This is a genomic window from Streptomyces sp. NPDC002640, from assembly GCF_053592575.1.
Window position 1 is genome coordinate 46,427 of record NZ_JBSFVZ010000016.1, and the last position, 25,941, is coordinate 72,367.

20 protein-coding genes and 3 tRNA genes are annotated in these 25,941 nt (G+C 73.7%); 13 read left to right on the forward strand and 10 right to left on the reverse strand.

The window, feature by feature from the left end:
* Positions 1–95: 95 nt before the first annotated feature.
* The gene (locus ACWD3O_RS21135; RefSeq protein ID WP_451416933.1) at positions 96–1,127 is read left to right on the forward strand and encodes a glycoside hydrolase family 6 protein; all 1,032 of its coding nucleotides are present in this window, start codon (positions 96–98) and stop codon (positions 1,125–1,127) included.
* A gap of 77 nt (positions 1,128–1,204) precedes the next feature.
* On the opposite strand, the gene ACWD3O_RS21140 is transcribed toward ACWD3O_RS21135, so the two are convergent.
* From ACWD3O_RS21140 to ACWD3O_RS21150, 3 genes are all read right to left on the reverse strand, one after another.
* A complete protein-coding gene (locus ACWD3O_RS21140) occupies positions 1,205–3,151 on the reverse strand; it encodes a galactose oxidase-like domain-containing protein (protein WP_451416934.1) in 1,947 nt (648 codons plus the stop codon).
* Positions 3,148–5,511 (reverse strand): glycosyltransferase family 2 protein, encoded by a 2,364-nt coding sequence (locus ACWD3O_RS21145; RefSeq protein ID WP_451416935.1) that lies wholly within the window; start codon positions 5,509–5,511, stop codon positions 3,148–3,150. The genes ACWD3O_RS21140 and ACWD3O_RS21145 overlap by 4 nt, the downstream gene beginning before the upstream one ends.
* 431 nt (positions 5,512–5,942) lie before the next feature.
* Positions 5,943–6,016: transfer RNA gene (locus ACWD3O_RS21150), tRNA-Lys, on the reverse strand.
* 186 nt (positions 6,017–6,202) lie between these two features.
* Here ACWD3O_RS21150 and ACWD3O_RS21155 point away from each other — a divergent pair.
* From ACWD3O_RS21155 to ACWD3O_RS21165, 3 genes are all read left to right on the forward strand, one after another.
* Positions 6,203–7,474 (forward strand): peptidoglycan-binding protein, encoded by a 1,272-nt coding sequence (locus tag ACWD3O_RS21155; protein WP_451416936.1) that lies wholly within the window; start codon positions 6,203–6,205, stop codon positions 7,472–7,474.
* A gap of 104 nt (positions 7,475–7,578) precedes the next feature.
* On the forward strand, positions 7,579–9,042 hold the full coding sequence (locus ACWD3O_RS21160; RefSeq protein ID WP_451416937.1) for an SPFH domain-containing protein: 1,464 nt from the start codon (positions 7,579–7,581) through the stop codon (positions 9,040–9,042).
* A gap of 151 nt (positions 9,043–9,193) precedes the next feature.
* Positions 9,194–9,799: a lytic polysaccharide monooxygenase auxiliary activity family 9 protein gene (locus ACWD3O_RS21165; RefSeq protein ID WP_451411142.1), complete on the forward strand. Its 606-nt coding sequence runs from the start codon at positions 9,194–9,196 to the stop codon at positions 9,797–9,799.
* A gap of 53 nt (positions 9,800–9,852) precedes the next feature.
* Here the strand turns inward: ACWD3O_RS21165 and ACWD3O_RS21170 are convergent.
* The 3 genes from ACWD3O_RS21170 to ACWD3O_RS21180 form a co-directional block, all read right to left on the reverse strand.
* Positions 9,853–9,926, reverse strand: a tRNA-Lys gene (locus ACWD3O_RS21170).
* Positions 9,927–10,068: 142 nt separating this feature from the next.
* Positions 10,069–10,830, reverse strand: coding sequence for an IclR family transcriptional regulator (locus ACWD3O_RS21175; protein WP_451411266.1), 762 nt, complete (start codon positions 10,828–10,830; stop codon positions 10,069–10,071).
* Between the two features lie 264 nt (positions 10,831–11,094).
* A complete protein-coding gene (locus ACWD3O_RS21180; protein WP_451411141.1) occupies positions 11,095–11,829 on the reverse strand; it encodes a maleate cis-trans isomerase family protein in 735 nt (244 codons plus the stop codon).
* A 121-nt stretch (positions 11,830–11,950) separates the two neighbouring features.
* Between ACWD3O_RS21180 and ehuB the strand changes: the two genes are divergently transcribed.
* From ehuB to ACWD3O_RS21215, 7 genes are all read left to right on the forward strand, one after another.
* A complete protein-coding gene (ehuB, locus tag ACWD3O_RS21185; RefSeq protein ID WP_451416938.1) occupies positions 11,951–12,853 on the forward strand; it encodes an ectoine/hydroxyectoine ABC transporter substrate-binding protein EhuB in 903 nt (300 codons plus the stop codon).
* An 8-nt stretch (positions 12,854–12,861) separates the two neighbouring features.
* Entirely contained in the window at positions 12,862–13,566 is a 705-nt protein-coding gene (gene ehuC, locus ACWD3O_RS21190) for an ectoine/hydroxyectoine ABC transporter permease subunit EhuC (RefSeq protein WP_451411265.1), read from the forward strand.
* Positions 13,563–14,210, forward strand: a complete 648-nt coding sequence (gene ehuD / locus ACWD3O_RS21195; protein WP_451411139.1) for an ectoine/hydroxyectoine ABC transporter permease subunit EhuD — start codon at positions 13,563–13,565, stop codon at positions 14,208–14,210. Before ehuC ends, ehuD begins: the two co-directional genes overlap by 4 nt.
* The gene (gene ehuA / locus ACWD3O_RS21200) at positions 14,203–14,988 is read left to right on the forward strand and encodes an ectoine/hydroxyectoine ABC transporter ATP-binding protein EhuA (RefSeq protein WP_451416939.1); all 786 of its coding nucleotides are present in this window, start codon (positions 14,203–14,205) and stop codon (positions 14,986–14,988) included. Before ehuD ends, ehuA begins: the two co-directional genes overlap by 8 nt.
* Before the next feature lie 103 nt (positions 14,989–15,091).
* Positions 15,092–16,189 carry an LLM class flavin-dependent oxidoreductase gene (locus tag ACWD3O_RS21205; RefSeq protein WP_451416940.1) on the forward strand — a complete coding sequence of 366 codons (1,098 nt, stop codon included), beginning with the start codon at positions 15,092–15,094 and terminating at the stop codon, positions 16,187–16,189.
* Between the two features lie 193 nt (positions 16,190–16,382).
* Positions 16,383–16,769, forward strand: a complete 387-nt coding sequence (locus ACWD3O_RS21210; RefSeq protein WP_451411136.1) for a hypothetical protein — start codon at positions 16,383–16,385, stop codon at positions 16,767–16,769.
* Positions 16,770–16,844: 75 nt separating this feature from the next.
* A tRNA-Lys gene (locus ACWD3O_RS21215) sits at positions 16,845–16,918 on the forward strand.
* Between the two features lie 19 nt (positions 16,919–16,937).
* On the opposite strand, the gene ACWD3O_RS21220 is transcribed toward ACWD3O_RS21215, so the two are convergent.
* Positions 16,938–18,398: a M6 family metalloprotease domain-containing protein gene (locus ACWD3O_RS21220; RefSeq protein ID WP_451416941.1), complete on the reverse strand. Its 1,461-nt coding sequence runs from the start codon at positions 18,396–18,398 to the stop codon at positions 16,938–16,940.
* Positions 18,399–18,818: 420 nt separating this feature from the next.
* On the opposite strand from ACWD3O_RS21220, the gene ACWD3O_RS21225 reads away from it, so the two are divergent.
* A complete protein-coding gene (locus tag ACWD3O_RS21225) occupies positions 18,819–20,558 on the forward strand; it encodes a putative bifunctional diguanylate cyclase/phosphodiesterase (RefSeq protein WP_451417005.1) in 1,740 nt (579 codons plus the stop codon).
* A gap of 58 nt (positions 20,559–20,616) precedes the next feature.
* Here the strand turns inward: ACWD3O_RS21225 and ACWD3O_RS21230 are convergent, their stop codons facing one another.
* From ACWD3O_RS21230 to ACWD3O_RS21240, 3 genes are read right to left on the reverse strand one after another with little or no spacing between them, the layout of a single operon-like run.
* A complete protein-coding gene (locus ACWD3O_RS21230; protein ID WP_451417006.1) occupies positions 20,617–21,975 on the reverse strand; it encodes an AAA domain-containing protein in 1,359 nt (452 codons plus the stop codon).
* Positions 21,975–23,606, reverse strand: coding sequence for a hypothetical protein (locus ACWD3O_RS21235; protein ID WP_451416942.1), 1,632 nt, complete (start codon positions 23,604–23,606; stop codon positions 21,975–21,977). Before ACWD3O_RS21235 ends, ACWD3O_RS21230 begins: the two co-directional genes overlap by 1 nt.
* Entirely contained in the window at positions 23,597–24,811 is a 1,215-nt protein-coding gene (locus tag ACWD3O_RS21240; RefSeq protein ID WP_451416943.1) for a hypothetical protein, read from the reverse strand. Before ACWD3O_RS21240 ends, ACWD3O_RS21235 begins: the two co-directional genes overlap by 10 nt.
* Positions 24,812–25,024: 213 nt before the next feature.
* Here ACWD3O_RS21240 and ACWD3O_RS21245 point away from each other — a divergent pair, with 213 nt between their 5' ends.
* On the forward strand, positions 25,025–25,354 hold the full coding sequence (locus ACWD3O_RS21245; protein ID WP_451411132.1) for a hypothetical protein: 330 nt from the start codon (positions 25,025–25,027) through the stop codon (positions 25,352–25,354).
* The last annotated feature ends 587 nt before the right edge of the window (positions 25,355–25,941 follow it).

A 25,941-nucleotide genomic window follows, 5' to 3' on the forward strand; every position in this document is an offset into this window, starting at 1 on the left:
CGCCCTGCGTTGGATTCGCGTGGGTGACAACTGAAATGTCAGGACTGAGAATGAGAACGACAGTGCGCCCAGGGGGGACACCAGGGGGGAAGAGCATGGACGCCATCAGGCGAGCCCGGGCAGGAAGACGGTTCTGCGCGGCGGCGCTCGGCGCGACGCTGCTGCTGACGGCCGCGGCCTGCTCCGGCGACGACGGCGACGGCGACGAGGAGCGGCAGCCGCCGCAGGAGCGGGGGGCGGCCGCCGCGCCGGGCGCGCCGTTCTGGGTCAACCCGAACGGCAACGCGGCCCGTCAGGTCCAGGCCTACGAGAGGGAGGGCCGGGAGGCCGAGGCCGAGGCGATCCGGCGGATAGCGCGACAGCCGGTGGGGGAGTGGATCGGCACGGACACACCCGAGAGCGAGGCCCGCGCGCTCACCGAGGCCGCGGTCGAGGCCGACCGCAGGGCCCTGCTGGTGCTCTACAACATCCCGCACCGCGACTGCGGCAACTACTCCGGCGGCGGCGCCCCCGACGGCAACGCCTACCGGGCGTGGCTGGACGGCGTGATCCGCGGCATCGGGGACCGTCCGGCCACCGTCGTCCTGGAGCCCGACGCCGTGCTCCACCTGGTCGACGGGTGCACGCCCGCCGAGTTCCACGAGGAGCGGTACGCGCTGCTCGACGAGGCGGTGGGCCGGCTGAAGGAACTGAAGAACACCCAGGTGTACCTGGACGCGGGCAACGCGGGCTGGGGCCGACCCGAGCAGATCTGGGAACCGCTCCGGCGGGCCGGGGTGGAGAAGGCCGACGGCTTCGCGGTCAACGTCTCCAACTTCTACTCCACCGAGGACTCCATCGCCTACGGCAAGGCGCTCTCCGAGAAGACCGGCGGCAAGCACTTCGTCGTCGACACCAGCCGCAACGGCAACGGCGCCTACCAGGAGGGCGACCCCGGGGAGCGCTGGTGCAACCCGCCGGGCCGCGCCCTGGGCGAGACACCGACCACGAGGACGGCGGACCCGCTGGTCGACGCCTACGTCTGGGCCAAGCGGCCCGGCGAGTCGGACGGGACCTGCAAGGGCGGCCCCAAGGCCGGCGAGTGGTGGCCGGAGTACGCGCTGGAGCTGGCCCGGGCCTCCGGGTGACGGCACGGCGGAGGGGCGGTCCCGCGACCCGGGCCCGCCCCTCCGCCGTCCGGCCCCGGTCCGGCCCCGGTCCGGCCTCAGGGGACCTTCACCCACCGGGCGGTCGCAGGCACCCCGTCCCGGTCGGTGAGGAACAGCATGTACCACCCCGGCTGCACCAGGTTCCGGTTCTCCGGCACGGTCACCTCCACACCGCCGGCCGTCCTCTCCAGCTCCAGCGCGATCGACCGCTGGTCCACGTCCGTGACGTGCGTGGAGGCGCTGGGCCGGATCAGCCGTGCCGTCCGGAGGCGTGCGGCGTCCGGGGAACGGAAGGCCGCCGTGCCGCCCCGCCGGAGGGTGTCCGGGCCGTCCTCCACCACCGGCCGCTCGCCCCGGTACAGGTACGGGGGCGTGTAGATCTCGATGCGCTGCTCGAACACCCCCGGTTTCGAGTTGGCCGGGTCGGCGAAGAGCGGGTCGGAGCCGAAGAACATCACCCGCCCGTCCGGCAGCAGGATCGAGCCCGCGTGGTAGTTCCGGCCCACCAGCGGGTCGGCGACCCGGCGGAAGCTGTTGCTGTCCGGGTCGTAGAGACGGGCCTCGAGGATGTCGGAGCCCGACCGTCCCCGGTAGTCCTCCGAGCCGCCGGAGACGAGCACGGTGTCGTCCGGCAGGATCGAGGACTGCGGGTAGCGGGTGCCGCGGCCGAGCGAGGGCCCGTCGGTGAACCGCGGGTTCTCCGCCTTCAGGTCCACCAGCCGCGTCCTCCTGGTGGACGCCCGCGACTCGCCGACCCCTCCGCCGCCGATGACCAGGTACTTCTCGTCCTGCGCGGGCGGCAGCAGCACCGTCCCCGAGGTCTCGAGCCGGTCCGGGTGGCTCATCCCCGGCACCTTGGTGAACCTGTTGGTCCGCACGTCCCACACTCCCGGGTCGCGGCCCTGGTCGGCGGGGCCGTACCCGGCGTTGGAACCCGAGTAGAAGACCTTGCCGTTCTGCATCAGGAACAGCGCCGGATAGGTGGGGAACCGACGCTCCTTCTCCGTGTACTCCCACGACCGCGTCGCGGGGTCGTACACCTCGTTCTTCCCGGGCACGAGCTGCCCGACCTCGTCCAGGCCCGACACGGAGAGGACCTTCCCGTCGGAGAGCGTGGTGAGCGTCGGGTACCAGCGGGCCTCCTTCATCGGGTCGACCTTGACGTACCGCTCGGCCACCGGGTCGAACTCGTAGGCGTCGCGGATCCCCTGGAAGTCCTTCTTGTCCAACGCCAGCTTCTGCGCGATGCCGTAGGTGTTGCGGGCGTCCGCGCCCCGCAGACCCTGGACGCGGTAGTTGTCCTCGGCGCCGGTCTCGTGGCGGGCGCCGCGCTGTTCCGCCTCGACGTACACGCGGCCCAGCCCGGCGTCGTTGCCGAGGAACCTGCCCGTCTCCGGGTCGAACCGCTTCCTGGCGCGCGGGACCAGCACCGCGTCCTGGGCGACGAAGGTCTTGCCGTTCTTCCTGCCGGTGAAGCGGGTGCCCGCCGCGATGGTCATCGGCTTGTCGGGATTCTCGTTGTGCACCACCATCAGGCCGCCCGCCTTGGTGACGTCACCCTTCAGCTTCTCGTAGCGCCGGGTGCCGCCCGCGATCAGCAGGTTGCCGTCGGCGAGCTGGGTGTGGCCGGTACAGAACAGGTCGCTGGGGGTGGGGACCTTTTTGACCGTCCCCTTCACCGGGTCCCAGACGCGGGTGTCGAAGCGTTTCGCGTCGAAGTTCTTCTGGTTGTTGCCCGAGCCGGCGACCAGCAGCACCTTGCCGGTGCGCAGGAGGGCGGCGTGGATGGTGTTCTGCCGGTACCCCTCCGGGAACTCCACGATCTCCCAGCGGCCGTTGCGCGCCTTGTACTCCGGCCGGTCGATCCGGTACGCGTGGTACTTCTCGGAGCCGAAACGGTAGAGCCAGGGGCCGTTGGCGCCGGCCAGGGCCAGCACCACGGCCGTCACCACGGCGATGCGGCGCCATCTGCGCCGCGAGGGGTTGGGCCCGCTCGGCGTCATCCCCGCGTTCCCTCCCCCCGGCCCTCCCGGGCCTCCACGGCCGCGTCCACGGCCGCGTCCGCCGCCGCGGGCCGATCGTCCGCCGGCCCGGCGTCGGCGGGTGCCGCGTCGGCCGGCTCCGCCCCGGCGGCCCGGGCGGCGGTCGCCGCGGCGTCGGCGGATGCCGACGGGGCGCGGCGGGCGTCGCGGGGCAGCGCGAGGGCCAGGGTCTCGCAGGGGTCGGCGGCCCAGCTCGGGCGGCGGTGCCCGGACGGGGCGCCGTCCGCCTCACGGTCCGGCCAGGCCGACGGGGGTGCCGTGGCCTGGGCGGGCATGGACGGGGACGCGCCGACGGCGGCCGGGACCGGCGCAGGGACCGGCGCGGGGACCGGCGCCGGCATCGGTCGCGCGTGCGCGCCGGAGCCGATCGGCGGCCGGGTCGCGGACCAGGCCGGCGTGCCGTGCGGCGGCGTGACCCGGACCGCGGTGGTCGCCGCCACGGCCGGAGCCGGCGCCGGAGCGGGCCGCGGCGCGGTGAGCCGGCGCCGCTCCGCCCGCAGCGTGAGGCGCCACACCACGACGGGCAGCGCGGTGATCAGCAGCGCCAGGGACGCCCAGACCACCATCGCCGGGTGGGCGTGCCCCTGCCAGAAGCCGACACCGATGGCCGCGCCGAAGACCGTGACGAAGAACAGGTGGATGCGGAACGTCCCGAGCAACGTGTCCGGACTCGCCGAGTCGCCCTTGGGCGTCACCACGAACCGGCTCCGGCGCCGCAGCACCGCGTCCAGCAGCGACCGCGCGTACACCGGCGCCGACAGCGCGGACATCACCATGCCCGCGACGCCGCCCGACCCCTCCGGCTCGTGCGGCGAGACGTTGTGCCGCCGGTTCCACACGTACAGCCCGATCTGCAGCGCCGACGCGTTGCCGTACAGCATCAGCCAGACGACCGGGTCGATGTTCACGCCCGACGCGCCCAGCCCCATGAACAACGCGCAGCTCAGCGCCGCCAGGATCCAGTTCAGCGCGGAGATCGGATAGAAGATGATCATCATCGTGTAGTTGAAGAGCTTGCCGGGCGGCAGCGACCAGAAGCCCTTCCAGTACTGCTTGAGGATCGTCTCGTAGGTGCCGCGCGACCAGCGGAGCTGCTGGGTGAAGAAGTCGGTCCAGGAGTTCGGCCCCTCACCGACCGCGAGCACGTCCGGCGTGTACACCGACCGCCACTTGCGCCCGGTGGCCGGATTGCGGTGCCGGTGGATCTCGAACCCGGTCGCCATGTCCTCGGTGATCGAGTCGTACAGCCCGCCGATCTGCCGCAGCGCCGAGATCCGCACCGCGTTGGAGGTGCCGACGAACATCGGCGCGCCGTACCGGTTGCCCGCGCGCTGGATCAGCGCGTGGAAGAGGAACTGCTGCGACTCGGCGGCCTTGGTGACGAAGGTGTCGTAGTTGCCGTACACCTGCGGGCCGATCACGAAGCCGACGTCCGGGTCGCGGAAGAAGCCGAGCATCCGCTCCAGGTAGTTCGGCAGCGGCACGTGGTCGGTGTCGACCGAGGCGAAGAAGTCGTAGGCGTCGCCGTGCGCGTCCAGCCACGCGTTGTAGTTGCCGTGCTTGGTCCTCGCGCGGTGCGGTCCCTTGGCCGTGTTCCACCTCTCGACGCCCTTGCGGGAGAAGTGCCGCACGCCCAGCCGCGCGCAGACCTCCTTGACCTCGGGGTCGTCTCCCTCGTCGAGCAGCCAGACGTGCATCACGCCCCGGTGGCGGATCCGGACGGCCGCCTCCAGGGTCCTGGTCACCATCGCCAGCGGCTCCTTGCCGGGCACGAAGGAGGTCAGGAAGGCCACCCGGGTCCCGGCCTCCGGCACCACCGGGACCGGGTCCCGGGCGACCAGGGTGGCGTGCGCGTTGGAGAGCACGTTGGCGCAGCGGAACAGCTCGATCAGCCCGATCGACACCAGCATCACGACGTCCAGCGCCGGCAGGAAGTCGTACGTCGGGTAGTCCCGCTCGGTCCAGTGCGACGGCTGGAGCAGCCAGACCAGCAGGCCCACCGACACCAGCGGGGCCGCGAGCAGCATCAGGGAGACCCGCACCCGGTGCGGCTCCTGGGAGAGCAGCGAGCGGTAACGGACCCGGTACGGCTGCCGCGGATCCGGGCGGGTGAGCGGCCCGGCCAGCCGGCTGTAGTGCTCGTAGTCGTAGACCGGCAGGGTCCGCCGCAGCCGGCGGAAGACACCGGTCGTGGTCGTCGTGCCGGTCGCCGGGGTGTGGCCGGCGGCCGGCGCCCCGTGGTGCGGCACCGCGGCTCTGCGCGGCGATGCGTTGCTGGACGCGCCGAAGTCCTGCGCGGCGCCTTTCGGCGTCGACGTCATGAAGTCATCCCCCCGCACGCGCCACGGCGATGCCGCGGCGCGTGTCCGTTACGTCGTGTCCTCCCCCTGGCCGGCTGCTGGACGCCCCCCAGGCGTCCGGTCCGTACGGGGCCCCACCCCCGCCGCGGCGGCAACCGTGCGCCGCGCCTCCCCCAACCGCCGCGTTTCCGCGGCGACTTGTGTCCAGGGTTCTACGGTTTTGAGCATGATCGCAAGATGCGAAACGCGGTCGTAACCGGTCATACGAGCACAATGGGGCGGTCAGGGGTGAGGGTGGGGCATGTGGGACCGTTGTGCGCCCCCTGGCGGCGGCGGGCTCCCCCTCCCGGGGAGTGCCTGGCGGTGACGGTCGCGGTCGCCGTCGTGGTCGCGGTTGCCGTCGCCGTCGCGCGGACAGCAAAAAGGCCCTCGCTCGCGCGAGGGCCTTGTCGTGCGCCGCCAGGGACTCGAACCCCGGACCCGCTGATTAAGAGTCAGCTGCTCTAACCAACTGAGCTAGCGGCGCCTGCTGACGAAGAAAACTCTACCCCACGCGGCGGGGTGCTCCCGACCACCCCACCTGCCCCTTTCGTCCCGCAGGGTGGCCGCGTACATCATTCGGACCGTCAACATGCGGCGCGCGCCCGGGGTTGCGAGACTGGCGAACGTACACGAGCGCGGACATTTCCCTACGAAATGTGAGGCAGATCGCATGACGGAACCGGCCTTCGAGGAGTTCGACCCCGCCGGGACGTGCGACTGCGCAGGGTGCGTGCACTGGCGGCGGGTGATGCCGGGGAGCGCGGGAGGCGCCGCGGCCCGGCACCCGGCCGGGGCCCGCGTGGTCACGGTCACCGCCGCGGCGGCCACGGCGATGGGCGCGGCCCCGGCGGTGGCGGCCGTCGCCCCCGCGGCCCAGGAGGGCCCCGAGGCGGCGCCCGCGCCGGTGGGCCGCCAGGCCGAACGCTCCGGCGCGGGACAGGCGGGCGGCGGGACGGCGCCGCTGCGGGTGGTGTCGCGCGGGGAGATCCTCGAACGGGCGCGGCGGTGGACCGACGCGGGCGTGCCGTACGACATGACACGGAACTGGAGCGACGGCTACCGCCAGGACTGCTCCGGGTTCGTCGCGATGGCCTGGAACCTGCCGGAGAACGCCTGGACCGGCACCCTCGACGCCTTCGCCGAGCGGATCCCGAAGGACGACCTGCGCCCCGGCGACATCCTGCTCCACCACGACCCCGCGGACCCGGAGAACGGCTCGCATGTCGTGATCTTCGGCGGCTGGACGGACTACACCCACACCCGTTACGTCGCCTACGAGCAGACCCGCCCGCACGCCGTGCGCCGGGTGCTCGCGTATCCGTACCCGGAGGACGGCGACCGTTACGTCCCCTACCGCTACCGGGCCCTCGCCCCCGGCGGCGCGGGGGAGCCCGTTCCCGGCGACGGTGCCGGGCGGTCCGCCGCGTTCCCCGGGCGCGCCTCCTTCGGCCCCGGCGCCGGCAACGCCCACGTCACCCGCCTCGGCCGGATGCTCACCGAACGCGGCGGCGCCCGCTTCTACCCCGACGGCCCGGGCTCGCGCTGGAGCGACGCCGACCGCCGGGCCACCCAGGCGTTCCAGCGCGCCCAGGGCTGGACCGGCCCGCAGGCGGACGGCGTTCCCGGCCCGCACACCTGGCGGCTGCTCGTCACCGGCGGCGGCCACGACATCCCGCCCGAGGGGACGCCCTCCTCGCACGGTGTCACCGGCTATCCGGGCCGGGCCGCGTTCCGCCCGGGCGCGAGCAACGCGTACATCACCCAGCTGGGGCGGCAGTTGGTGAGGAAGGGGTACGGCCGCCACTACCCCGCCGGTCCGGGCCCCGAGTGGACGGACGCCGACCGCAGGGCGGTGCAGGCGTTCCAGCGCGCCCAGGGCTGGCGCGGCGGCGCGGCCGACGGCTACCCCGGCCCGGAGACCTGGCGCCGGCTCTTCTCCTGAACCGGACGCACCGGAACCCCCGCGCCCGGCCCGCAGACGCACCACCCGACGCAGACGACGCACCCGACGCAGACGACGCAGCAGCGACACGAGGGGCAACTGGCATGACAGCGACCACCGACGAGATCCCCGCCACGGGACCCGAACCCGACCCCGCGGCCCGTCCGTCCCCCCAGGGCGGCGCCCCCGCCCTCCCCGCCGGACCGCCGCCCGCGGCACCCGCGACCCTCCCGGCCGCGCACACCGCCGACACCGCGCACAGCACGCACCCCGCGCACAGCATCCACACCGCACAGCCCGCTTCCGCCCCGCAGTACGCCCCGGCCCCGCGGCCGCAGGCGCGGCTGATCCAGAACGAGGCGACCACCGAGATCCCCGTCCACCTCCTCTTCCGCGACGACCCCGCCACCGGCACGACCCCCGCCGTGTTCGCCCGCGTCGAGACCACCACCGTGGGCGTCACCGGAACCGGAACCGGCGCCGGTGGCGGCACCGGCACCGGAACCGGCAGCGGCAACAGCGTTGGCCCCCGCCCCCGCCCCGGCGCCCCCGCCGACACGGCCACCGGCGCCACCGGCGCCAACCGCGCCATCGGCCCGCAGCGCCCGCCCCGCACGGGCCGGCGCCGTCCGACCCCGGTGCCCGCGGTCGCCTCCGACGTCGACCCGGCGCTGGAGGAGCGGCCCGGCCGCGCCCTGCCCGGCGCCCTCGGGGCGCTGGCCGGCGCGGTGGGGGTCGCGGGCGGCGCGCTCACCACCTGGTGGACCGGCGTGGTGCCCCCGGCCGCCCTGGAGATCGCCGGACTGCCGGCCGTGGCGGGCGGCGGGACCGGGCTCGGCCTCACCCAGTGGGCCGCGTACACGGGTTCCGTGGCGCTCGGCCTGTTCGGCTTCGGCGGACTGGCCCGCGGCAACACCGGCTGCGCCTGGGTGCTGGGCATGTACGGCCGCTACCGCGGCACCGTCCGCCGCACCGGCCTGCTCTGGGTCAACCCCCTGCTGCTGCGCCGCCGGGTCGACGTCCGGCTGAGGCACTGGCGCAGCGAGCCGCTGTGCGCGCACGACCCCCACGGCGTCGCGCTGCGGGTGCGGACGCTGGTGGTGTGGCGGGTCAAGGACACCGCGCGGGCGGTGCACGCGGTGGCGGACCACGAGGAGTACCTGCGCCGCTGCGTGGAGGCGGCGCTGGCCCGCGTCCCCGTCGACCCGCCGATGGAGCCGGCCGACGAACGCGCGGGGACGGAGGCGGAGGAGCCGGGCCTGGAGGAGGCGCTGACCGCCCAGGTCGCCGCCGACGCCCGGGCGGTGGGCCTGGAGGTCTTCGCGGTGCGACCGATCCGCGTCGAGTACGCCCCCGAGGTCGCCGCGGTGATGCAGCGGCGGCGGATCGCGGCGCTGGACGCGCGGCAGCGGGCCGGGGTGCTCAGCGCGGTCGTCGACTCGGTGGAGGACACCGTGAACCGCCTGACCCTGCGCGGCCTGGTGGAGCTCGACGACTACGAGCGAAAGGTGCTGGTGAAGGACCTGACCGTCGCGTTCTGCGCCGGACGGAGTGAACCGACGCCGTAGCGACGGGAGTTGGAGGATCCACCGAGCTTTCCGAGAGCGGCCGAGATTGGTATGGACATGTTCAGGTTCCGCTTCTAGCGTGGAACTTGGTCTAGACCTTCTCGCACGACTCGGCTCAGCAACGGACCCCCACCCCTCAGGGAGCGTCGGCATGCGCAAAAGGACAAAGATGTACGCGGCCTCGGTCGGCCTGGCCACCGCGGGAGTCATGGTGCTCTCGACCGGCGGCGCCAACGGCCACGGCTACACGGACCTGCCGATCAGCCGGCAGAAGCTCTGTCAGAACGGCACCGTGACGAACTGCGGCAACATCCAGTGGGAGCCGCAGAGCGTCGAGGGCCCGAAGGGCTTCCCGGCCGCGGGCCCCGCCGACGGCGACATCTGCTCGGCGGGCCACGGGACCTTCAACCAGCTCGACCAGCCGAAGACGCCGTCGGGCGCCGCCTGGCCGGCGACCAAGGTCACCGCGGGACAGAGCTACACCTTCCGGTGGCAGTTCACCGCGCGCCACTCCACGAGCGACTTCCGCTACTACATCACCAAGCCCGGCTGGAACCAGAACGCACCGCTGACCCGGTCGGCCCTGAACCTGACGCCGTTCCTCACGGTGCCTTACAACAACCAGCAGCCGCCGCAGACGCTCTCGCACAGCGGCACGCTGCCCGGTGGCCTCAGCGGCCGGCACATGATCGTCGCGGTCTGGACCGTCGCCGACACCGCCAACGCGTTCTACGCCTGCTCGGACGTCACCTTCTGATCGGGCCGCGCACGCCGAAGGGCCCCTCGCCTCGGCGAGGGGCCCTTCATCTGTGCGCCGCCAGGGACTCGAACCCCGGACCCGCTGATTAAGAGTCAGCTGCTCTAACCAACTGAGCTAGCGGCGCGTGACTCCCGCCGTCCGCGTTCTGCGGCCGGCGACGAAGAAAATACTACCTGGTCCTCGGGGGTGCTCGTGACCAGGTTTTCCGCGGGCCGGGACCCGGGCCCCGCGGCCGACAGGCGGCGCCGGGGCCCGAACGGGCGACGTCAGGACGCGATGGACATCGACAGCAGCACCGGCGCGGCCTCCCGGTGCAGCCGGTCGGCGGCCAGCCGGAGCCGGTGCGCCTGGCTCACCGGCATGGACAGGGCCAGACTGCTGACCCGCCCGCCCGTGGAGAGCGGCACCGCCGCGCAGACCGTGCCCACCGCGTACTCCTGGATGTCCAGCACCGGCGAGGTCGGCGGCTGGGCCTCCAGGTGGGACAGGAGCAGCTGCTCGCTGGTGATGGTGCGCGAGGTCAGCCGCGGCATCCGGTGGCGGGAGAGGTGGTCGCGGCGGCCGTCGCCGTCCAGCTGCCGCAGCAGGCTCTTGCCGACGGCGCTGGCGTGCGCGGCCGAGCGGAAGTCCACCCACTCGTTCACCGCCGGGGCCTCCGGACCGGCGGCGTACTGGGTGACGCTCACCTCGCCGTCGACGTACCGGCTGAGGTAGACCGCCGCCCCGACGTCCTGCCGCAGCCGGTCGAGGGTGTGCTGGAGCTTCTCGCGCAGCGCCTGCTCGCGCCCGTCGGCCGAGGTCAGGCGCGTGAAGGTGTCCCCGACGGCGTAGGCGCCGTCCGGGAGGCGCAGAACGTAGCCCTCGCGCCGGAGCATCCGCAGCAGCGTGGTCGGGCGCCGCGTGCGGAGGCCGAGCTGGCGGCCCAGTTCTGCGTCGGTGATTCCGGCGGGGTGCCGCGCCACCACGTCCAGGACCCGTAGGGCCTCCTGGACCGAATGGTGCGACTCGGCCGGTTCGTTCAGCGCCACGGTTTCCCCCTGCGCCAGCGTGTTCGGGCCGTTGATCCGGTCGATCGACAGCCTCACGATACCGGGGCGACGCGATCCGGACAGGGCCTTCCGGCCCACGGGAACGCCACCGGGCGTGCTTGCGCAGGTGGCATATGTCGCAGGCACGCACCACTTCTTGCGGAAGGCTTGAAGACGACGTGCGGACCGGGCAGAGACGGACTTTTGACCGCGGCTCGGACCGGGGTCCGACCGCGCGGCGCGGACCCGGCTCGGACCGCGGAATCAGACCTGGACCAGCGGCTCCCGGGTGAAGAGCGCGCCCAGCTCCGGGGCGTTCACCCGGCGGTCCGTGAGGCGCAGCGCCTCCCAGGCCGACACCTGGTTCGCGGTGAGCACCGGCTTGCCCACCGCCGCCTCCAGCGCCGGCAGCGAGGAGACGGTGTGCAGCGCGCTGTCCGGAACCAGTACGGCCTCCGCGTCCGGACGGTCGGCCGCCAGCACCAGCTCGTGCACCCGGTCCGGGCCCCAGGCGGCCACCTCGGCGGCGGTGGCCGCGCCCGCCCCGTGCACCGAGGTGACCTCCACCCCGGTGCCCTCCTCCAGGAAGCGCACGAAGAGCTCGGCCACGTCCTCCGGATAGGTCGCCGCGACCGCCACCCGGCGCGCACCGATCTCCCGCACCGCGTGGGCGAAGGCGAAGGACGCCGAGGAGGCGGGCATCCCCGCCGCCACCGCCAGCGACCGGACCTGCTCCCGCGAGGCCTCCCAGCCGTCGACGAAGCTGCCGGCCGTGTTGACCCAGACCAGCGACTCCGCCCCCGACAGCCGCAGCTGCTCGCAGGCGTCCGAGAGCGGCCCCGGCGCGCCGGTCGCCCGCAGGACATCGACCCGCCGCACGTCCTCGCCGAGCTCGGTGTGGACCACGTCGACCCGGATGTCGCTGCCGAGGAGCTGCTCGATGCGGGGGTAGTCGTCCTCGGCCGAATGGCCCGGGTAGATGAATCCGAGTGCGGTCATGTCCAGCCTCTCCGTCACCTTCACGTGCACCGTCACCGCCGTCGCGGCCCTGTCCGGGTACCCAGCACGGCCCGGGAAACCGATCGGATTAGGCCATCGAAGCTCGGGTAGGCGCGCGGCCATGTCTTCACCTCCCTTCAAGAAGGAAAGACCACTCACCCGGCGGAGCGTGCTGGCCGCGGGGGCCGCCACGGCCGCCGTCGTCGGTGTCTCCGCCTGCAGCCGGGTCCCCACCGAGGACTCCAAGGACGGCGGTGACCTGCTGGAACGGCTGCGCGCGCTGGGCGTGGTGCGGGTCGGCATAGCCGGCGAAATACCCTTCGGCTACATCGACAAGGACGGAAACCTCACCGGGGAGGCGCCCGAGCTCGCCCGGGTGATCTTCAAGCGGCTGGGTGTCGCCTCGGTCCAGCCGGTGCCGACCGAGTTCGGCTCCCTCATCCCCGGCCTCAACTCGCAGCAGTTCGACGTCGTCGCCGCCGGCATGTACGTCAACAAGGAACGCTGCGCGCAGGTGATCTTCGCCGATCCCGACTACCAGATGCTCGACTCGTTCGTCGTCCGCAAGGGCAACCCGATGGGGCTGCGGAACTACCGGGACGTCGTGGAGAAGAAGGCCAGGTTCGCCACCGGGACCGGCTACGCCGAGATCGAGTACGCGGTCGAGGCCGGCATCCCGCAGAGCGAGATCCTGATCGTGCCCGACCAGGTGGCCGGACTGAACGCCGTCGAGTCCGGACGCGCCGACGTGTTCGCGGGCACCGCCGTCACCACCCGCGAGGTGGTCAAGAAGTCCGCCAAGGCCGAGGCCACCGAGCCGTTCGCGCCGATCGTGGACGGCAAGCCCCGGATCGACGGCGGCGCCTTCGCCTTCCGCCCCACCGAGACGCGGCTGCGCGACGCCTTCAACGCCGAACTGCGCAAGATGAAGAAGAGCGGCGAGCTGCTCCGCGTGCTGCGGCCCTTCGGGTTCACCGAGTCGGAGATGACCGACCTGACCGCGAAGGAGCTGTGCGCCCGATGAACAGCTCGATGACCTCAGGGCTCTGGGAACTGGTGCTGAACGGTGTGTGGATCACCGTCCAGCTGCTGGTGCTCAGCGCCGTCCTGGCCACCGCCGTCGCCTTCGTGGCGGGCATCGCCCGCACCCACCGGCTGTGGATCGTCCGCTTCCTCGCGGGCCTCTACACCGAGGTGTTCCGCGGCACCTCCGCGCTGATCATGATGTTCTGGGTCTTCTTCGTGATGCCCACCGCCTTCGGCTGGCAGCTGGTCCCGCTCTGGGCCGGCACCCTCGCCCTCGGCCTGACCTACGGCGCGTACGGTGCCGAGGTGGTGCGCGGCGCGATCGCCGCCGTGCCGCAGGCCCAGCGCGAGGCGGGCATCGCCCTCAGCCTCACGCCCTGGCAGCGGATGCGGCTGATCCTGCTCCCGCAGGCCGTGCCCGAGATGATCCCGCCGTTCTCCAACCTCCTGGTCGAGCTGCTCAAGGGCACCGCCCTGGTGTCGATCATGGGCATGGGCGACCTGGCGTTCAGCGGCAACCTGATCCGGCTGGCGCTTCAGGAGAGCACCGAGATCTACACGTACATCCTGCTCATCTACTTCGTCCTCGCCTTCCTGCTCACCCGCCTGATGCGCGGGCTGGAGCGCAACCTCAAGGTCCGCACCGGCAAGGTCGTGAGGACCGCCACACCTGAGGCGACCGCCGACGCGAAGGCGGGTGCTGCCGCGTGAACTGGGACTGGAACGCCGTCGCGGAGTTCATGCCGCACTTCTGGGACGGCCTGCTGGTCACCCTGCAGGCGCTGGTGCTGGGCTCCCTGCTCTCCTTCACCCTCGGCCTGGTGTGGACCCTGCTGATGCGGGTGCCGACCCGCTGGGTGCGCTGGCCCGTCGGCGTGTTCACCGAGTTCGTCCGGAACACGCCACTGCTGGTGCAGCTCTTCTTCCTCTTCTACGTGCTGCCGGAGTGGGGCCTGACCTTCTCGGCGCTCACCATGGGCGTCATCGGCCTCGGCCTGCACTACTCCACGTACACGATGCAGGTCTACCGGGCCGGCATCGAAGGCGTGCCGGCCGGCCAGTGGGAGGCCGCCAAGGCGCTCAACCTGCCGCTGCGGCGCACCTGGACCGCGGTGATCCTGCCGCAGGCCGTGCGGCGGGTGGTGCCCGCGCTGGGCAACTACGTGATCTCGATGCTCAAGGACACGCCGCTGCTGATGACCGTCACCGTCCTGGAGATGCTCGGCGAGGCGCGGCTCTTCTCGCAGCACCACTTCGAGTTCACCGAGCCGGTGACGGTGATCGGCGTGGCCTTCATCGTCATCTCCTACCTCGCCTCCCTTCTCCTGCGATCCCTGGAGCGACGCCTTGTCTGACACCCTTCCCACCCCCGAGACCCAGGCCACCACGCCGCCCGCCGGCGAACTGATCCGGTTCGACAAGGTGAGCAAGCGGTTCGGCGAGAACACGGTCCTGGACCAGCTCGACTTCTCCGTGGAGGCCGGCAAGCACGTCACGCTGATCGGCCCCTCCGGCTCCGGCAAGACCACCATCCTGCGGATGCTGATGACCCTGACCAAGCCCGACGAGGGCACCGTCACGGTCGACGGCAGACGGCTGTACCCGGCCAAGCGCCGGGAGGTCGCCGAGGTCCGCAAGAACATCGGCATGGTGTTCCAGCAGTTCAACCTCTTCCCCAACATGAAGGTGCTGCGGAACGTCACCGAGGCGCCGGTGACCGTGCTGGGCCTGTCCAGGGACGAGGCCGAGGCGCGGGCCCGCGAACTGCTGGACCTGGTCGGGCTCGCCGACAAGTGCGACGTCCACCCCTCCCAGCTCTCCGGCGGCCAGCAGCAGCGGGTCGCCATCGCCCGCGCCCTCGCCATGCGGCCGCAGGTGCTGCTGCTCGACGAGGTGACCTCGGCGCTCGACCCCGAGCTGGTGGCCGGCGTGCTGGACGTGCTGCGTGACATCGCCCACTCCACCGACATCACCATGCTCTGCGTCACCCACGAGATGAACTTCGCGCGGGACATCTCCGACGACGTGCTGATGTTCGACGGCGGCCGGGTCATCGAGTCCGGCCCGCCGGAGCGGATCTTCGAGGACCCCACGCACGAGCGCACCCGGGAGTTCCTCGGCGCGGTGCTCTGACGCCCTGCCGAGGGGCACGCGGCGGGGCGGTGGCGGAATAGGCCACCGCCCCGCCGCGTTGTCGCCCACCGCACGGCGTTGTGGAGAAAGAGGGAGTACGAGGGTGACCCAGCAGGCAGACGACATCCGCGGAACGGCGCAGGGCGGCGCCCCGGTCCCCGTTTCGGTGCTCGACCTGGTCACCGTCGGCGCCGGGTACACCTCGAGCGACGCGCTGACCACCTCCGCGCGGATCGCGCGGCTCGCCGAGTCGCGCGGATTCCACCGCTACTGGGTGGCCGAGCACCACTCCATGCCGGGCGTCGCCTCCAGCTCGCCGGCGGTGATCCTCGCCTACCTGGCCGCGCAGACCGAACGGATCCGGCTGGGCTCCGGCGGCGTGATGCTGCCCAACCACGCCCCGCTGGTGATCGCCGAGCAGTTCGGCACGCTGGAGGCCATGGCACCGGGCCGGGTGGACCTCGGCCTCGGCCGCGCCCCCGGCACCGACGGCGCCACCGCCGCGGCGCTGCGGCGCACGGACCGGCTGAACGAGGGCGCCGACGACTTCCCCCAGCAGCTCGCCGAACTGCTCCGCTTCCTCGACGACGACTTCCCCGACGGCCACCCGTACGCGCGGATCCACGCCGTGCCGGGGCCGGTGCAGGCGTCCGCGGCGGGCGGCGTCCAGTCGGCGCACCGGCCGCCGGTGTGGCTGCTCGGGTCCTCCGGCTTCTCCGCGCGGCTCGCGGGCGCGCTGGGGCTGCCCTTCGCCTTCGCCCACCACTTCTCGGCGCAGAACACGATCCCGGCGCTGGACCTGTACCGGGAGTCGTTCCGGCCGTCCGCGGTGCTGGACGCCCCGTACGCGCTGATCGGCGTCGCGGCGCTGGCCGCGGACACCGAGCAGGAGGCGCGGCGCCAGGTCAGGGCCGCCGCGCTGAACATGCTCCGGCTCCGCTCCGGGCGGCCCGGGCTGGTCCCCACCCCGGAGGAGGCGGAGGCCTACCCCTGGACCGAGGCGGAGCGGCACTTCGTGGACTCGTGGAACGCGAACGTCGTGCACGGCACGGGGGAGCAGGTGCGGGAGGGGCTGGACGCGCTCCAGAAGCGCACCGGGGCGGACGAGCTGATGCTCACGGCCAACGCCCACGGGCCCGAGGTCCGCGTCCGCTCGTACGAGCTCGTCGCCGACGCGTACGGCCTTCCCACCGCCTCCTGACCCGCGCCGGTGGCCCCGGTCGCCCGGTCGCCACGGTCCCGCGGGGCTCGCGCGGCCGGTCGTGCGGCCGGTCCCGCGGGGCTCGCGCGGCCGGTCGTGCGGGCGGGGAATCCGGGGCCAAAGGCGGGGGTTGCGGGGGGCGGGACAATGGATGGCGGTGCACGAGACGGAAACGTGACGAACGGAGACCCGCATGGCGGAGCACACGCCGCGACAGAACCCCCCGCGGCTACGCCCCGCGCCCCTGCTCTTCGAGCCGGCGGCGGCCGCCGCCGACCCCGAGCACTTCTTCGACCTGGAGTCGATCGACGACCCCGAGGCACTGCTGTCCCGGGCCACGGAACTCACCGTGGCGTTCCGCGCGGCGGCCGACCGTGCGCTGGAGTACCAGGCGATGGCCGCCGCCCAGCTCGCCGACCCCCGCCGCTTCGACCGGCTCTCCACCGCCGACATCGCGGCCCGCGCGGACTGGACCGAGGACTACGCGGTGAAGATGGTCGAATTCGGCCGTGACCTGCTGCGCGGCGTCGAGGACGCCCCCGGTCCGGCCGGCCACCGCGGCGCGCCGGGGCCCACGTGACCGCCCGGTGAGCGGCGCGTGAATATCGATTTCTCGTCACCCCGACCGGGGTGCTAATGTCTACCTCGTCAGCAGGCGCCGCTAGCTCAGTTGGTTAGAGCAGCTGACTCTTAATCAGCGGGTCCGGGGTTCGAGTCCCTGGCGGCGCACCGACACCGGAGGCCCGGTTCACGGAGACGTGGACCGGGCCTCCGTCGTGTCCGGGGCCGGCGTGATCTGTACCGTCCAGGCCCCCGACGCCGTGCGCCCCTCCACCCGCACCCGCACGCCGTCGCCCGGCACGGTGAAGCTCTCCCCGGCGGCCACCGGCGCGTCGGCCAGCGGCGGGTACACCGAGCGCTCCGGGCAGGCGGAGGTCCCGGGGTGGGCGTCCACCACCTCCACGGGGCCCTTGCCGGAGTCCGTGCCGCCGTTCACCCGGTACACCAGCACGCCCTCCGAGCAGGTGGTGGTGTCGTTGCCCACGGGGCCGCGGGCCTCGAAGGCCAGCACGCTGTCCGGCCCGGTCCGCACCACCGCCAGCTTGGTGCCGCCGCCCAGGCCGAAGTACGGCATCGCGGCGGGCGAGCCGGCCGCCCCCGCCGCCCCGGTGGCGCCGAAGGCCTCGAGGCCGAACGCCCCGGCCTCCTGCGGACGCCGTCCCGCCAGCCCGTTCTCGGACCCGGCCGCCGCCGCACCGGTCTCCGGGTCGCCCCGCCCCGTCCCGCCGCCCACCCCCAGCGGCTCCAGGGTGAGCCGGGTGGCGCCCCGCACACAGGTGATCTGCTGCGCCTCCAGCCAGCCCAGCTTCCACTTGTGCCAGCCCATGAGGTCCGGCGCGAGGCCGAACTGGCTGCCCATGAGGTCCCAGTCGCCGACGTGGGTGTCCCAGTCGCCCTTGCCGTCCACCGGGCGGTTGTAGAGGTCGGGCAGGTCCAGCACGTGGCCGGTCTCGTGGGCCAGCACCAGCCGGTCCGGGGGATGCCGTTCGAAGACGGTGACCACCCGCCGCAGGTCCGTGCCGTCGGCCCGCAGCGGCCTGGAGAGGTTGACGACCTTGGTGGCGTCCGCGTTGACGCCCGGCGCGTCCGGGTCGGCGACCAGGTAGACGATGTCGTACCGCGAGAAGTCGACCTCCGGGTCGGCGACGGAGAGCGCGTCGCGGAGGTACGCGGCGCGTTCGGGGGCGCCCCAGTCGCGCCGCATGGCGTACTCGGTGGACGCGCGCGGCATCCGCAGCCAGGTGCGCCCCGGGTGCGGGCGGACCGTGAAGCGTCCGTAACTGGCCTTCTCGAAGTACTCGCTGGTGAGCGGGAAATGGTCGGCCACCAGTTGCGCCGGAGTGGTGAGCGGGTCCGAGTCAGGGAAGGAAAGGAACACCATCACCGCGTCGAGGGGCCGGGTGGGACGGGGGTAGTGGGCGTTCCAGGTGTCCAGGCCCTCGGAGTGGTGGGCGGAGGTGCGTTCCAGCGCGCAGGATTCCAGGCCGGTACCGGCGGCGGAGGGGTGGGCGATGATCGAGGTCGCGGCGAGTGCGCTCAACGTGGTGGCCACGGCCGCCGCGGTCCGCATGCCCGGACGGCGGCGGGACCCCTCGGGGAAGGGGAGTGGACACGGCACGTCTACCTCCGGGCGCGATTTCCGGGACACCGCACCCAGACTGTGTGATGGTGTGGAGAGATGCCCTGTTCGTCTGGCCCGGAAGGGTGAGGCGCGACCACGGCGTCCCGGCGGCCCGGCCGGAACTCGAACGGAGCTTCGGTCACGGAACGTCACAATTGATCGGTCGACGGAGCAACGTGTCCATTTGTGGACGCAAGCGATCTGTCGCTGGGGTGGTTTGCCCCGGTGCGGAAATGAACGGCTGGAAGGGCCTGTGGGCTGCCTCTATGATCGGCACACTTTCCTGACTCTTCCCGACCCGGACTACCCATACGAAGATCGAGTGCACTGCGGGAGCAAGCGGTGAGCGGAACGTCCGAAGGTCCGGCAGCGGCCCCGGATGGCGTGGGCCAGACCGTCACGGAGCGTGGCGGATCCGCACAGGTCACGCCCGCGGGCGGCGAGGGGCTGCTCGCCCTCGACCCCGCCTACCGGTCCGCCTTCACGGCCGCGCCGCTGGCCATGGCGGTGGTCGCCCCGGACGGGCTGGTGGTGGGCGCCAACGCCACGCTGGCGCGGCTGCTCGGCGCGCCCCGCCCGGACGCGCTGGCCGGCCGGGTCGCCGCCGACCTGGTCGACCTGGCCGCCGACCCGCGCACCTGGCAGGCGTACCGGGAGGTGCTGCGGGGCCGCCAGGCGGTGCTGCGGTGCACCCGCCGGCTCAAGCACCCCGACGGGCACTCGCTCTGGGCGCAGGTCACGGTGACCCCGCTGACCGGCGGCGAACAGGGCGTGCTGCTCTCGGTCGCCGACATCTCCGCCCGCCGCGAGCTCCAGGCCCGGCTGCGCCACCTCCAGATGCACGACCCGGTCACCCGTCTGCCCAACCGCAGCCTGTTCTTCGAACGGCTCACCAACGCGCTGGAACACGCCGTCGGCTCCGACGTCGGCACCGGCCGGGTGGGCCTCTGCTACCTGGACCTCGACGGGTTCAAGGCCATCAACGACACGCTCGGCCACCGGGTCGGCGACCGGCTGCTGGCCGCCGTCGCCGAACGCCTCACCCGGTGCGCCGACGAGACCGGGTTCAACCGGACGGGCGCGCCGCTGGTGGCCCGGCTCGGCGGCGACGAGTTCGCGCTGCTGGTGGAGGACTCCACCGGCACCGAGCAGCTCGCCGACCTGGCCGAATCGGTCCTCACCGCACTCCAGGCGCCGTTCGACCTCTCCGGGCAGCGGCTCTCCGTCTCCGCCTCCATCGGCGTCGTCGAGCGGCACGCCGAGGGAACCACCGCCACCGGGCTGATGCAGGCCGCGGACACGACGCTGTACTGGGCGAAGGCCGACGGCAAGTCACGCTGGACGCTCTTCGACCCCGAGCGCAACGCGCACCGGATGACCCGGCAGGCGCTGGTCTCCACGCTCCGGCCGGGGATCGAGCGTGAGGAGTTCGTCCTCCAGTACCAGCCGCTGGTCGGCATGTCCGACGGGCGGGTGCGGGGGGTCGAGGCGCTGGTCCGGTGGGACCACCCCCAGTTCGGGATGCTGTCCCCGAACCGGTTCGTGGGGCTGGCCGAGGAGGACGGCTCCATCGTGCCGCTGGGGCGGTGGATCCTGCGGACCGCCTGCCGCCAGGCGCGGCGGTGGCAGCTCGACCATCCGGGGGAGCCGCCGCTGTTCGTCAGCGTCAACGTGGCGGTGCGGCAGGTCTGGGACTCCGACCTGGTCGCGGACGTGGCGCGGATCCTCGCCGAGACGGAACTCGACCCGGGGCTGCTGCAGCTGGAGCTCACGGAGTCCGCGCTGATGGGGTCCGCGGGGCGGCCGATCAAGGCGCTCCAGGCCCTCAGCGACATGGGCGTGCGGATCGCCATCGACGACTTCGGGACCGGGTACTCCAACCTGGCCTACCTCAGTCGGCTGCCGGTGTCGGTGCTGAAGCTGGACGGATCGTTCGTGCGGGGGTTCCAGTACGAGGACGGGGACCGGGCCGCCCCGAACGCGGCGGACGAGGTGATCGTCGAGGCGATGGTGCAGCTCGCGCACCGGCTGGGGCTCAGTGTCACCGCGGAGGGGGTGGAGACGGCGGCGCAGGCGGCCCGGCTCCGCCGCATCGGCTGCGACACCGGCCAGGGCTGGCTCTACAGCCGCCCCGTCCCCCCGGACCACGTCCCCACCCTCCTCACCCCCAACGCCACGGTCACGTAACCGCGGCGGGGCAGGGGGCCGGATCCCCCCATGCCACGGTCACGCGACCCCGGCGGGGTCAGGGGGTCCAGGTGACGCGGTGTTCGGTGAGGTGGGAGAGGACGGCGTGGTTGGCCTCCCAGCCGTCCGGGAACTTCACGGTGACGCCGAGCTGGACCGGCTCCGTGGAGGGGTGGTCGTCGAGGAGGTCGGCGACCCCCGCGCGGCAGACCACGATGCACGCGTGACGGTGCCGCGACGCCAGCACGCACAACCGCCCCGTCTCCAGGTGGAACGCCGTCGCGTCCGGCCGCCCGGACAGCGGGTGCAGCACCACCGTGACGTCGTACTCCCGCCCCTGCAGCCGGTTGGCGGTGTCCACGACCACGTCCCGCACGCCCAGCTCGGCGAGCGCCGCCCGGACCGCGGCCGCCTGGTCCCGGTGGGCCGTGCCGACCGCCACCCGGTCGGCGGTCAGCGGCACCGGATCGGGCGACCGCTCCGACACCGCCGCCCCGCCCCGGTCCAGCAGCCGCCGCACCACCTGGGCCACCGCCCGCACCGCCTCCGGATCCGTGCGCGGCGTCAGCCGGTGCGGCAGCTCCAGCAGGCCCCAGCCGGAGACCGCCGCCTCGTCGATCACCCGGTCCGGCCCCGACCCGTCCGACGGCACCCCGAACGCCAGCCGCCGGTCCTCGGGCCCGGTGCCCGCGCGGAACGGCGTGTACGGGTAGAACGCGTCGGACACCAGCGGCGCCGCCGAGGCGGGGAGCCGCCAGGACACCGGCAGCCGGTGCTGCGGCAGCCCCGGGTTGTGCGCCAGCAGCGTGGTGACCGCCGAGGCGGACGGGTCGTACGACAGCCCCGCCCACTGCTCCGCGCCGACCACCGAGAACGGGTCGAGCTGACCGGGGTCGCCGACGAACAGCGCCCGGTCGAACAGCCCGGCCACCGTGAGCAGCGCGTCGGAGCGCATCTGGTACGCCTCGTCGACGATCGCCTGCTCCCAGTGCGCGTCCGACGGTTTCACGTGGCCCCACTTGGCGGCCGTGGAGATCACCACCGGCAGCCCGGCCAGCGCCGCGGCCTTGTCGGAGAGCAGGACGTTGTCCAGGTCCTCCAGCGCCTTGTCGTAGGCGTCGGCGTCGCTGCTGTGCAGCCGGCCCACCGGGAGGTCGGGCCGCTTCTCGTGGAGCCGCAGCACCAGGTCGTCGACCTGCGCGTTGGTCTGTGCGACCACCATCAGCGGACGCCCCGCGTCGGCGAGCTCCAGCGCGGCCCGCACCACCAGCGTGGACTTGCCGGCGCCCGGCGGGGAGTCCACCACCACGCCGCGGTGCGCGCCGGCCATCGTGTCGCGCAGGATCTCACCGGTGACCCGGGCGGCCTCCGCGCCGGGGTCGAAGGCCGCGGCGCGGGCGGCGCCGACGGACGTGATCACAGCAGGTCCTCCTCGGTGACGGGATCGGCGGCGGGCAGCGGCGCCGGGTCGGTGGGCGGTCCGCCGTGCGTCCACGGGGTGTTCTCCGGGTCCGGCAGCTTCGGTCCGCCGCGCGGCTCGTGCTCGAAGAGGGTGAAGCAGAGCCGGTCGCCCTTCTCCGGCACCGAGCCGAGCGCGGGCTCCTTGCCACGGCCCATCCTGTCGACGATCCGCAGCACCACCAGCAGCGGGCCGCCGCCCTCCGGGTCCAGGCCGCCGTCCTCCTCCTCCACGGACACGAACTGCGCCGTCTGCGGCTTGCCGTCCAGGGAGCGGTACACCTTGGCCTTCTCGCCCAGGTGCGGCCGGTCGTCGGTGCGCAGCGTCACCAGCGGGCGCGGGCTGGGCCGCTTGGTCTCCGTGTAGGTCATGGTGACGTCGACGACCTCGCCGACGAAGGCCTCGCCGGTCAGCCGCCGGGCCGCCAGCACCAGCGGGTCGTCCAGCGCCTCCTGGGCGTCCAGCTTCGCCTGCTCCCGCTCGCGGCGGGCCAGCTTCTGGGCGGCCGTGACCGCGTCGTCGATCCGCGGCTGCGGGGGCTCGCCTGAGGCCACCCGGTCCCGGTGGGCGGTGTACGACCACCGGTCGCCCGTCCAGCGGTCCGGCACGTGCGCCGCCTCGGGCAGCTCGCGCAGCAGGTCCAGGCCCCGCCAGACGTTCTCCCAGGTCGGCAGCGTGCGGGAACGGACCAGCTCACGGATCTCCCGCTCCGCCTCCGCCAGGTGGGCCAGCAGCGCGTCCGCCGCCACGCCGTCCTCGGCCGCCGCCAGCGCGGAACGCGCCCGGTCGTAGCGTTCGATCGCGGGGGCCAGCAGCCGGTTGTCGAAGGCCGGGTCGGTGGCCGGACCCGCCGGCGGGCACAGCAGCTGGCCCTCCGCGTCGCGCCCCACCTCGGCCCGCAGCGCCGCCTCGGCGCCGGTCAGCCCCTCCTCCCGCGGAGGGTCCACCCAGGCCAGCAGCGCCCCCAGGTGCTGGTCCTCCAGGCTGGACTGGCCGGTCGCCCAGTGCCGGGAGAGCAGGTCGGTCATCGCCAGCAGCAGCGACGAGCCCGGCACCCGGGCGCGCTCCCCGAAATGGGTGAACCAGCGGCCCAGCAGCGGCACCCGCGGCGGCGCCGGGTACGCCGTCTCCGGATCCTGCTCGGCGGTGCGGCGGAACCGCGTGGAGCGGCCCAGCAGCCGGACGAGGTCCACGCCCGCCCGGCTCGGCACGATCAGCTGCGGGGCGTCGGCGCAGAGCTCCCGCTCCACCTTCACCTGCCGGCCGGTCTCCGGATCGGCCTCCTTGCCCTCCACCAGCTCCACGTCGTCCGCGAAGGACTCCACGTACGGCAGGACGACGTCGGCCAGCTCGGCCAGGAACGCCGACCGCAGGTCGGGGTCGCGAGGCTGGGGCACCACCAGCAGACGCGGCGCGTCCCGGTCGCGGCCGACCAGGGCGCCCAGCGGGGCGCCCGCCTCACCGGCCGTGGTCAGCGGCACGAACACCAGCGGACGCTCCGACAGATGACGGTGGCGGACCGTGGCGGCGGGCTGCGCGCGGCCCACCCGGATCGCCTCCAGCCGGGCCAGGGTCGTGATCAGCGACATGCCAGCGCCTCCTCCCGCAGCCGGGCGGCCCGCCGGAGCGCGGCCACCGCGGGGTCCGAGGCGTCGCCCGCCTCGCCGCGGGCCGCCGCCAGCACCGTCTCCACGGCGGCCAGCTCGCCCAGCTCGGCCCGCGCGGACCGGCCGAGCACCGTCACCGCGCCGTCCTCACGGGCACGGGACCGGCAGTGGAAGGCGAGTTCGCAGGTGGCCAGGCACTCCGGGGTGTACACGGCGCGCACCGACTCGACCGACTCCACCAGCCGCTCGGCCGGAAGCCCGGGGGAGAAGCAGGCGTCCGGGGACAGGGCGGCCGCGATCTCCTCCACCCGCGTCAGCCGGCCCAGCTGCCGCGCCGTCACCGCGCGCTGCTTGCGCACGTCCACGGCGGAGGCGGTCGGCAGGTTCGAGAAGTCCTTGGGGCAGACCAGCAGAACCCGGTGCCGCACCTGCGGCGGCGGGTCGATGCGCGCCGCCACCTCCTCCAGCGCCAGCACGTACACCGCGGCCTGGCGGGCCGCCGCGCCCACCTTCGCGGCGTCGGCGGAACCGTCCAGCAGCGGGAACGACTTGATCTCCACGACCGTCCAGGTGCCGTCCGGGTGGACCACCACCGCGTCCGGCTCCAGGAAGGCGGGCGTCCCCGCCACCTCGAGGGCCAGCATCGGGTGGTCCAGGAGCGTCCACGCGCCCTCCGCCGCGGCGGCGGCCGAAGCCTCGCGCAGCGCCAGCGCCGTGCGGCCGGCGCGCCCCTGCGGGCCCGTGGCCGCCAGGTCCGGCACCCGGGCGCCGCCCGGCGGCGGCTCCGGGGCGGACGGATCCAGCCGCTCGCGCACCAGCCGCAGCAGCTCCGCGCCGCCGTCGCCCTTCACCCGCGCCTCGAAGGCGTGCCCACGGGTGAAGGCGAACTGGGACTGGCCGAACGGGGCGGGCGCGCCCAGCGCGCTCGCCAGCTCCGTCTTGTCCACACCGGCGCCGTCCAGGAGCGCCCGCCGGTCACAGCCCGGGTTGGCGGCCAGCGCCGCCAGGGCACGGGCGTCCAGCGGCTTGGCGTCCACGCCCGGACCGCGCAGGTCGGCCAGCCGCTGCCGCAGCGCCGGCCCGCCCTCGGGGCCCTCGCCACGGCCCGCGGCGGGCCCGGGCGACTGGTTCGGCTCGGGGCCCGGACCGCCCCGACCGGGGCGCGGGCCGCTCAGGTATTCGCTCACCCGGGGAAGTCTGGCATCTGCCACCGACAACGCGGGGTGCGCAAGTGACTCCTGGGGCTTTTCGGGACGGTTGGCCGGATTGCGAGGGGTGGCGAAGGGGAGCGGATTGGCGGATACGGCCGTCCGTCCGTGTCCGCCGGGGGTTCACTGACGTTGAGTTCACGCTATGGGCTACTGCCGGTTTTGAGCTGTTGAGGTCCCTGGAGGCCGAAGATGCGACACGACCGTGTGACGGTGTGGGGCGACGTGGTGACCGTGCCCACGCGACAGGGACTCGAGGCGGTGGACATCCTGCGCCGCCACTTCGTCGAGGCGGTGGGCCCCGTGCTGCACGACGACCGCGGCGGCACGCTGGGGTTCGTGGTGCCGTCCGGTACGGCGGAGCGGTGGAACGTTCCCGGCAGCCGGTGCGTGCACCGGGTCGAGGGCACGGACTGGCTGCTCCCCCCGGTGTCCGGCGGGCTCGCCACCGACCCGGCCGTCCTGCGCCGCGCCCTCGGCGAGGCCGCCCGCCTCATCGCCGCGGCCGACAGCTGCCAGTAGCCCGCTTCCGGTCTCGCGCGGGGGCGCGGCCGCGAGTGGTCCGCTGCTGGTCTCGCGCGGGGCGCAGCCGCGAGGAGTCCGCTTCCGGTCTCGCGCCGAGGGGGCGCGGCAGTGAGTGGTCTGCTGCTGGTCTCGCGCGGGGGCGCGGCGTGAGTAGTCTGCTTCCGGTCTCGCTCCGAGGGGACAGCCGCGAGTGGTCTGCTGCTGGTCTCGCGCCGGGGGCAGCCGCGAGGAGTCCGTTTCCGGTCTCGCGTTGAGGGGCGGCCGTGGGTGTTCTGCTGCTGGTCTCGTGCGGGGCGCGGCGTGAGTGGTCTGCTTCCGGTCTCGCGCCGCCGAGGGGGCAGGCGTGAGTGGTCTGCTGCTGGTCTCGTGCGGGGCGCGGCGTGAGGAGTCCGTTTCCGGTCTCGCGCCGAGGGGGCAGCCGCGAGGAGTCCGTTTCCGGTCTCGCGCCGAGGGGCAGCTGCCAGTGGTCCGTTTCCGGTCTCGCCGCGGTCGACCCGCGAGCAGGCCCGCCCCGGCTCCGCGCCGGGTGACACGGCCCCGCCCGTCGGACGACGCGTCCGGCCCGGCATCGCCCGGGGGTGCTC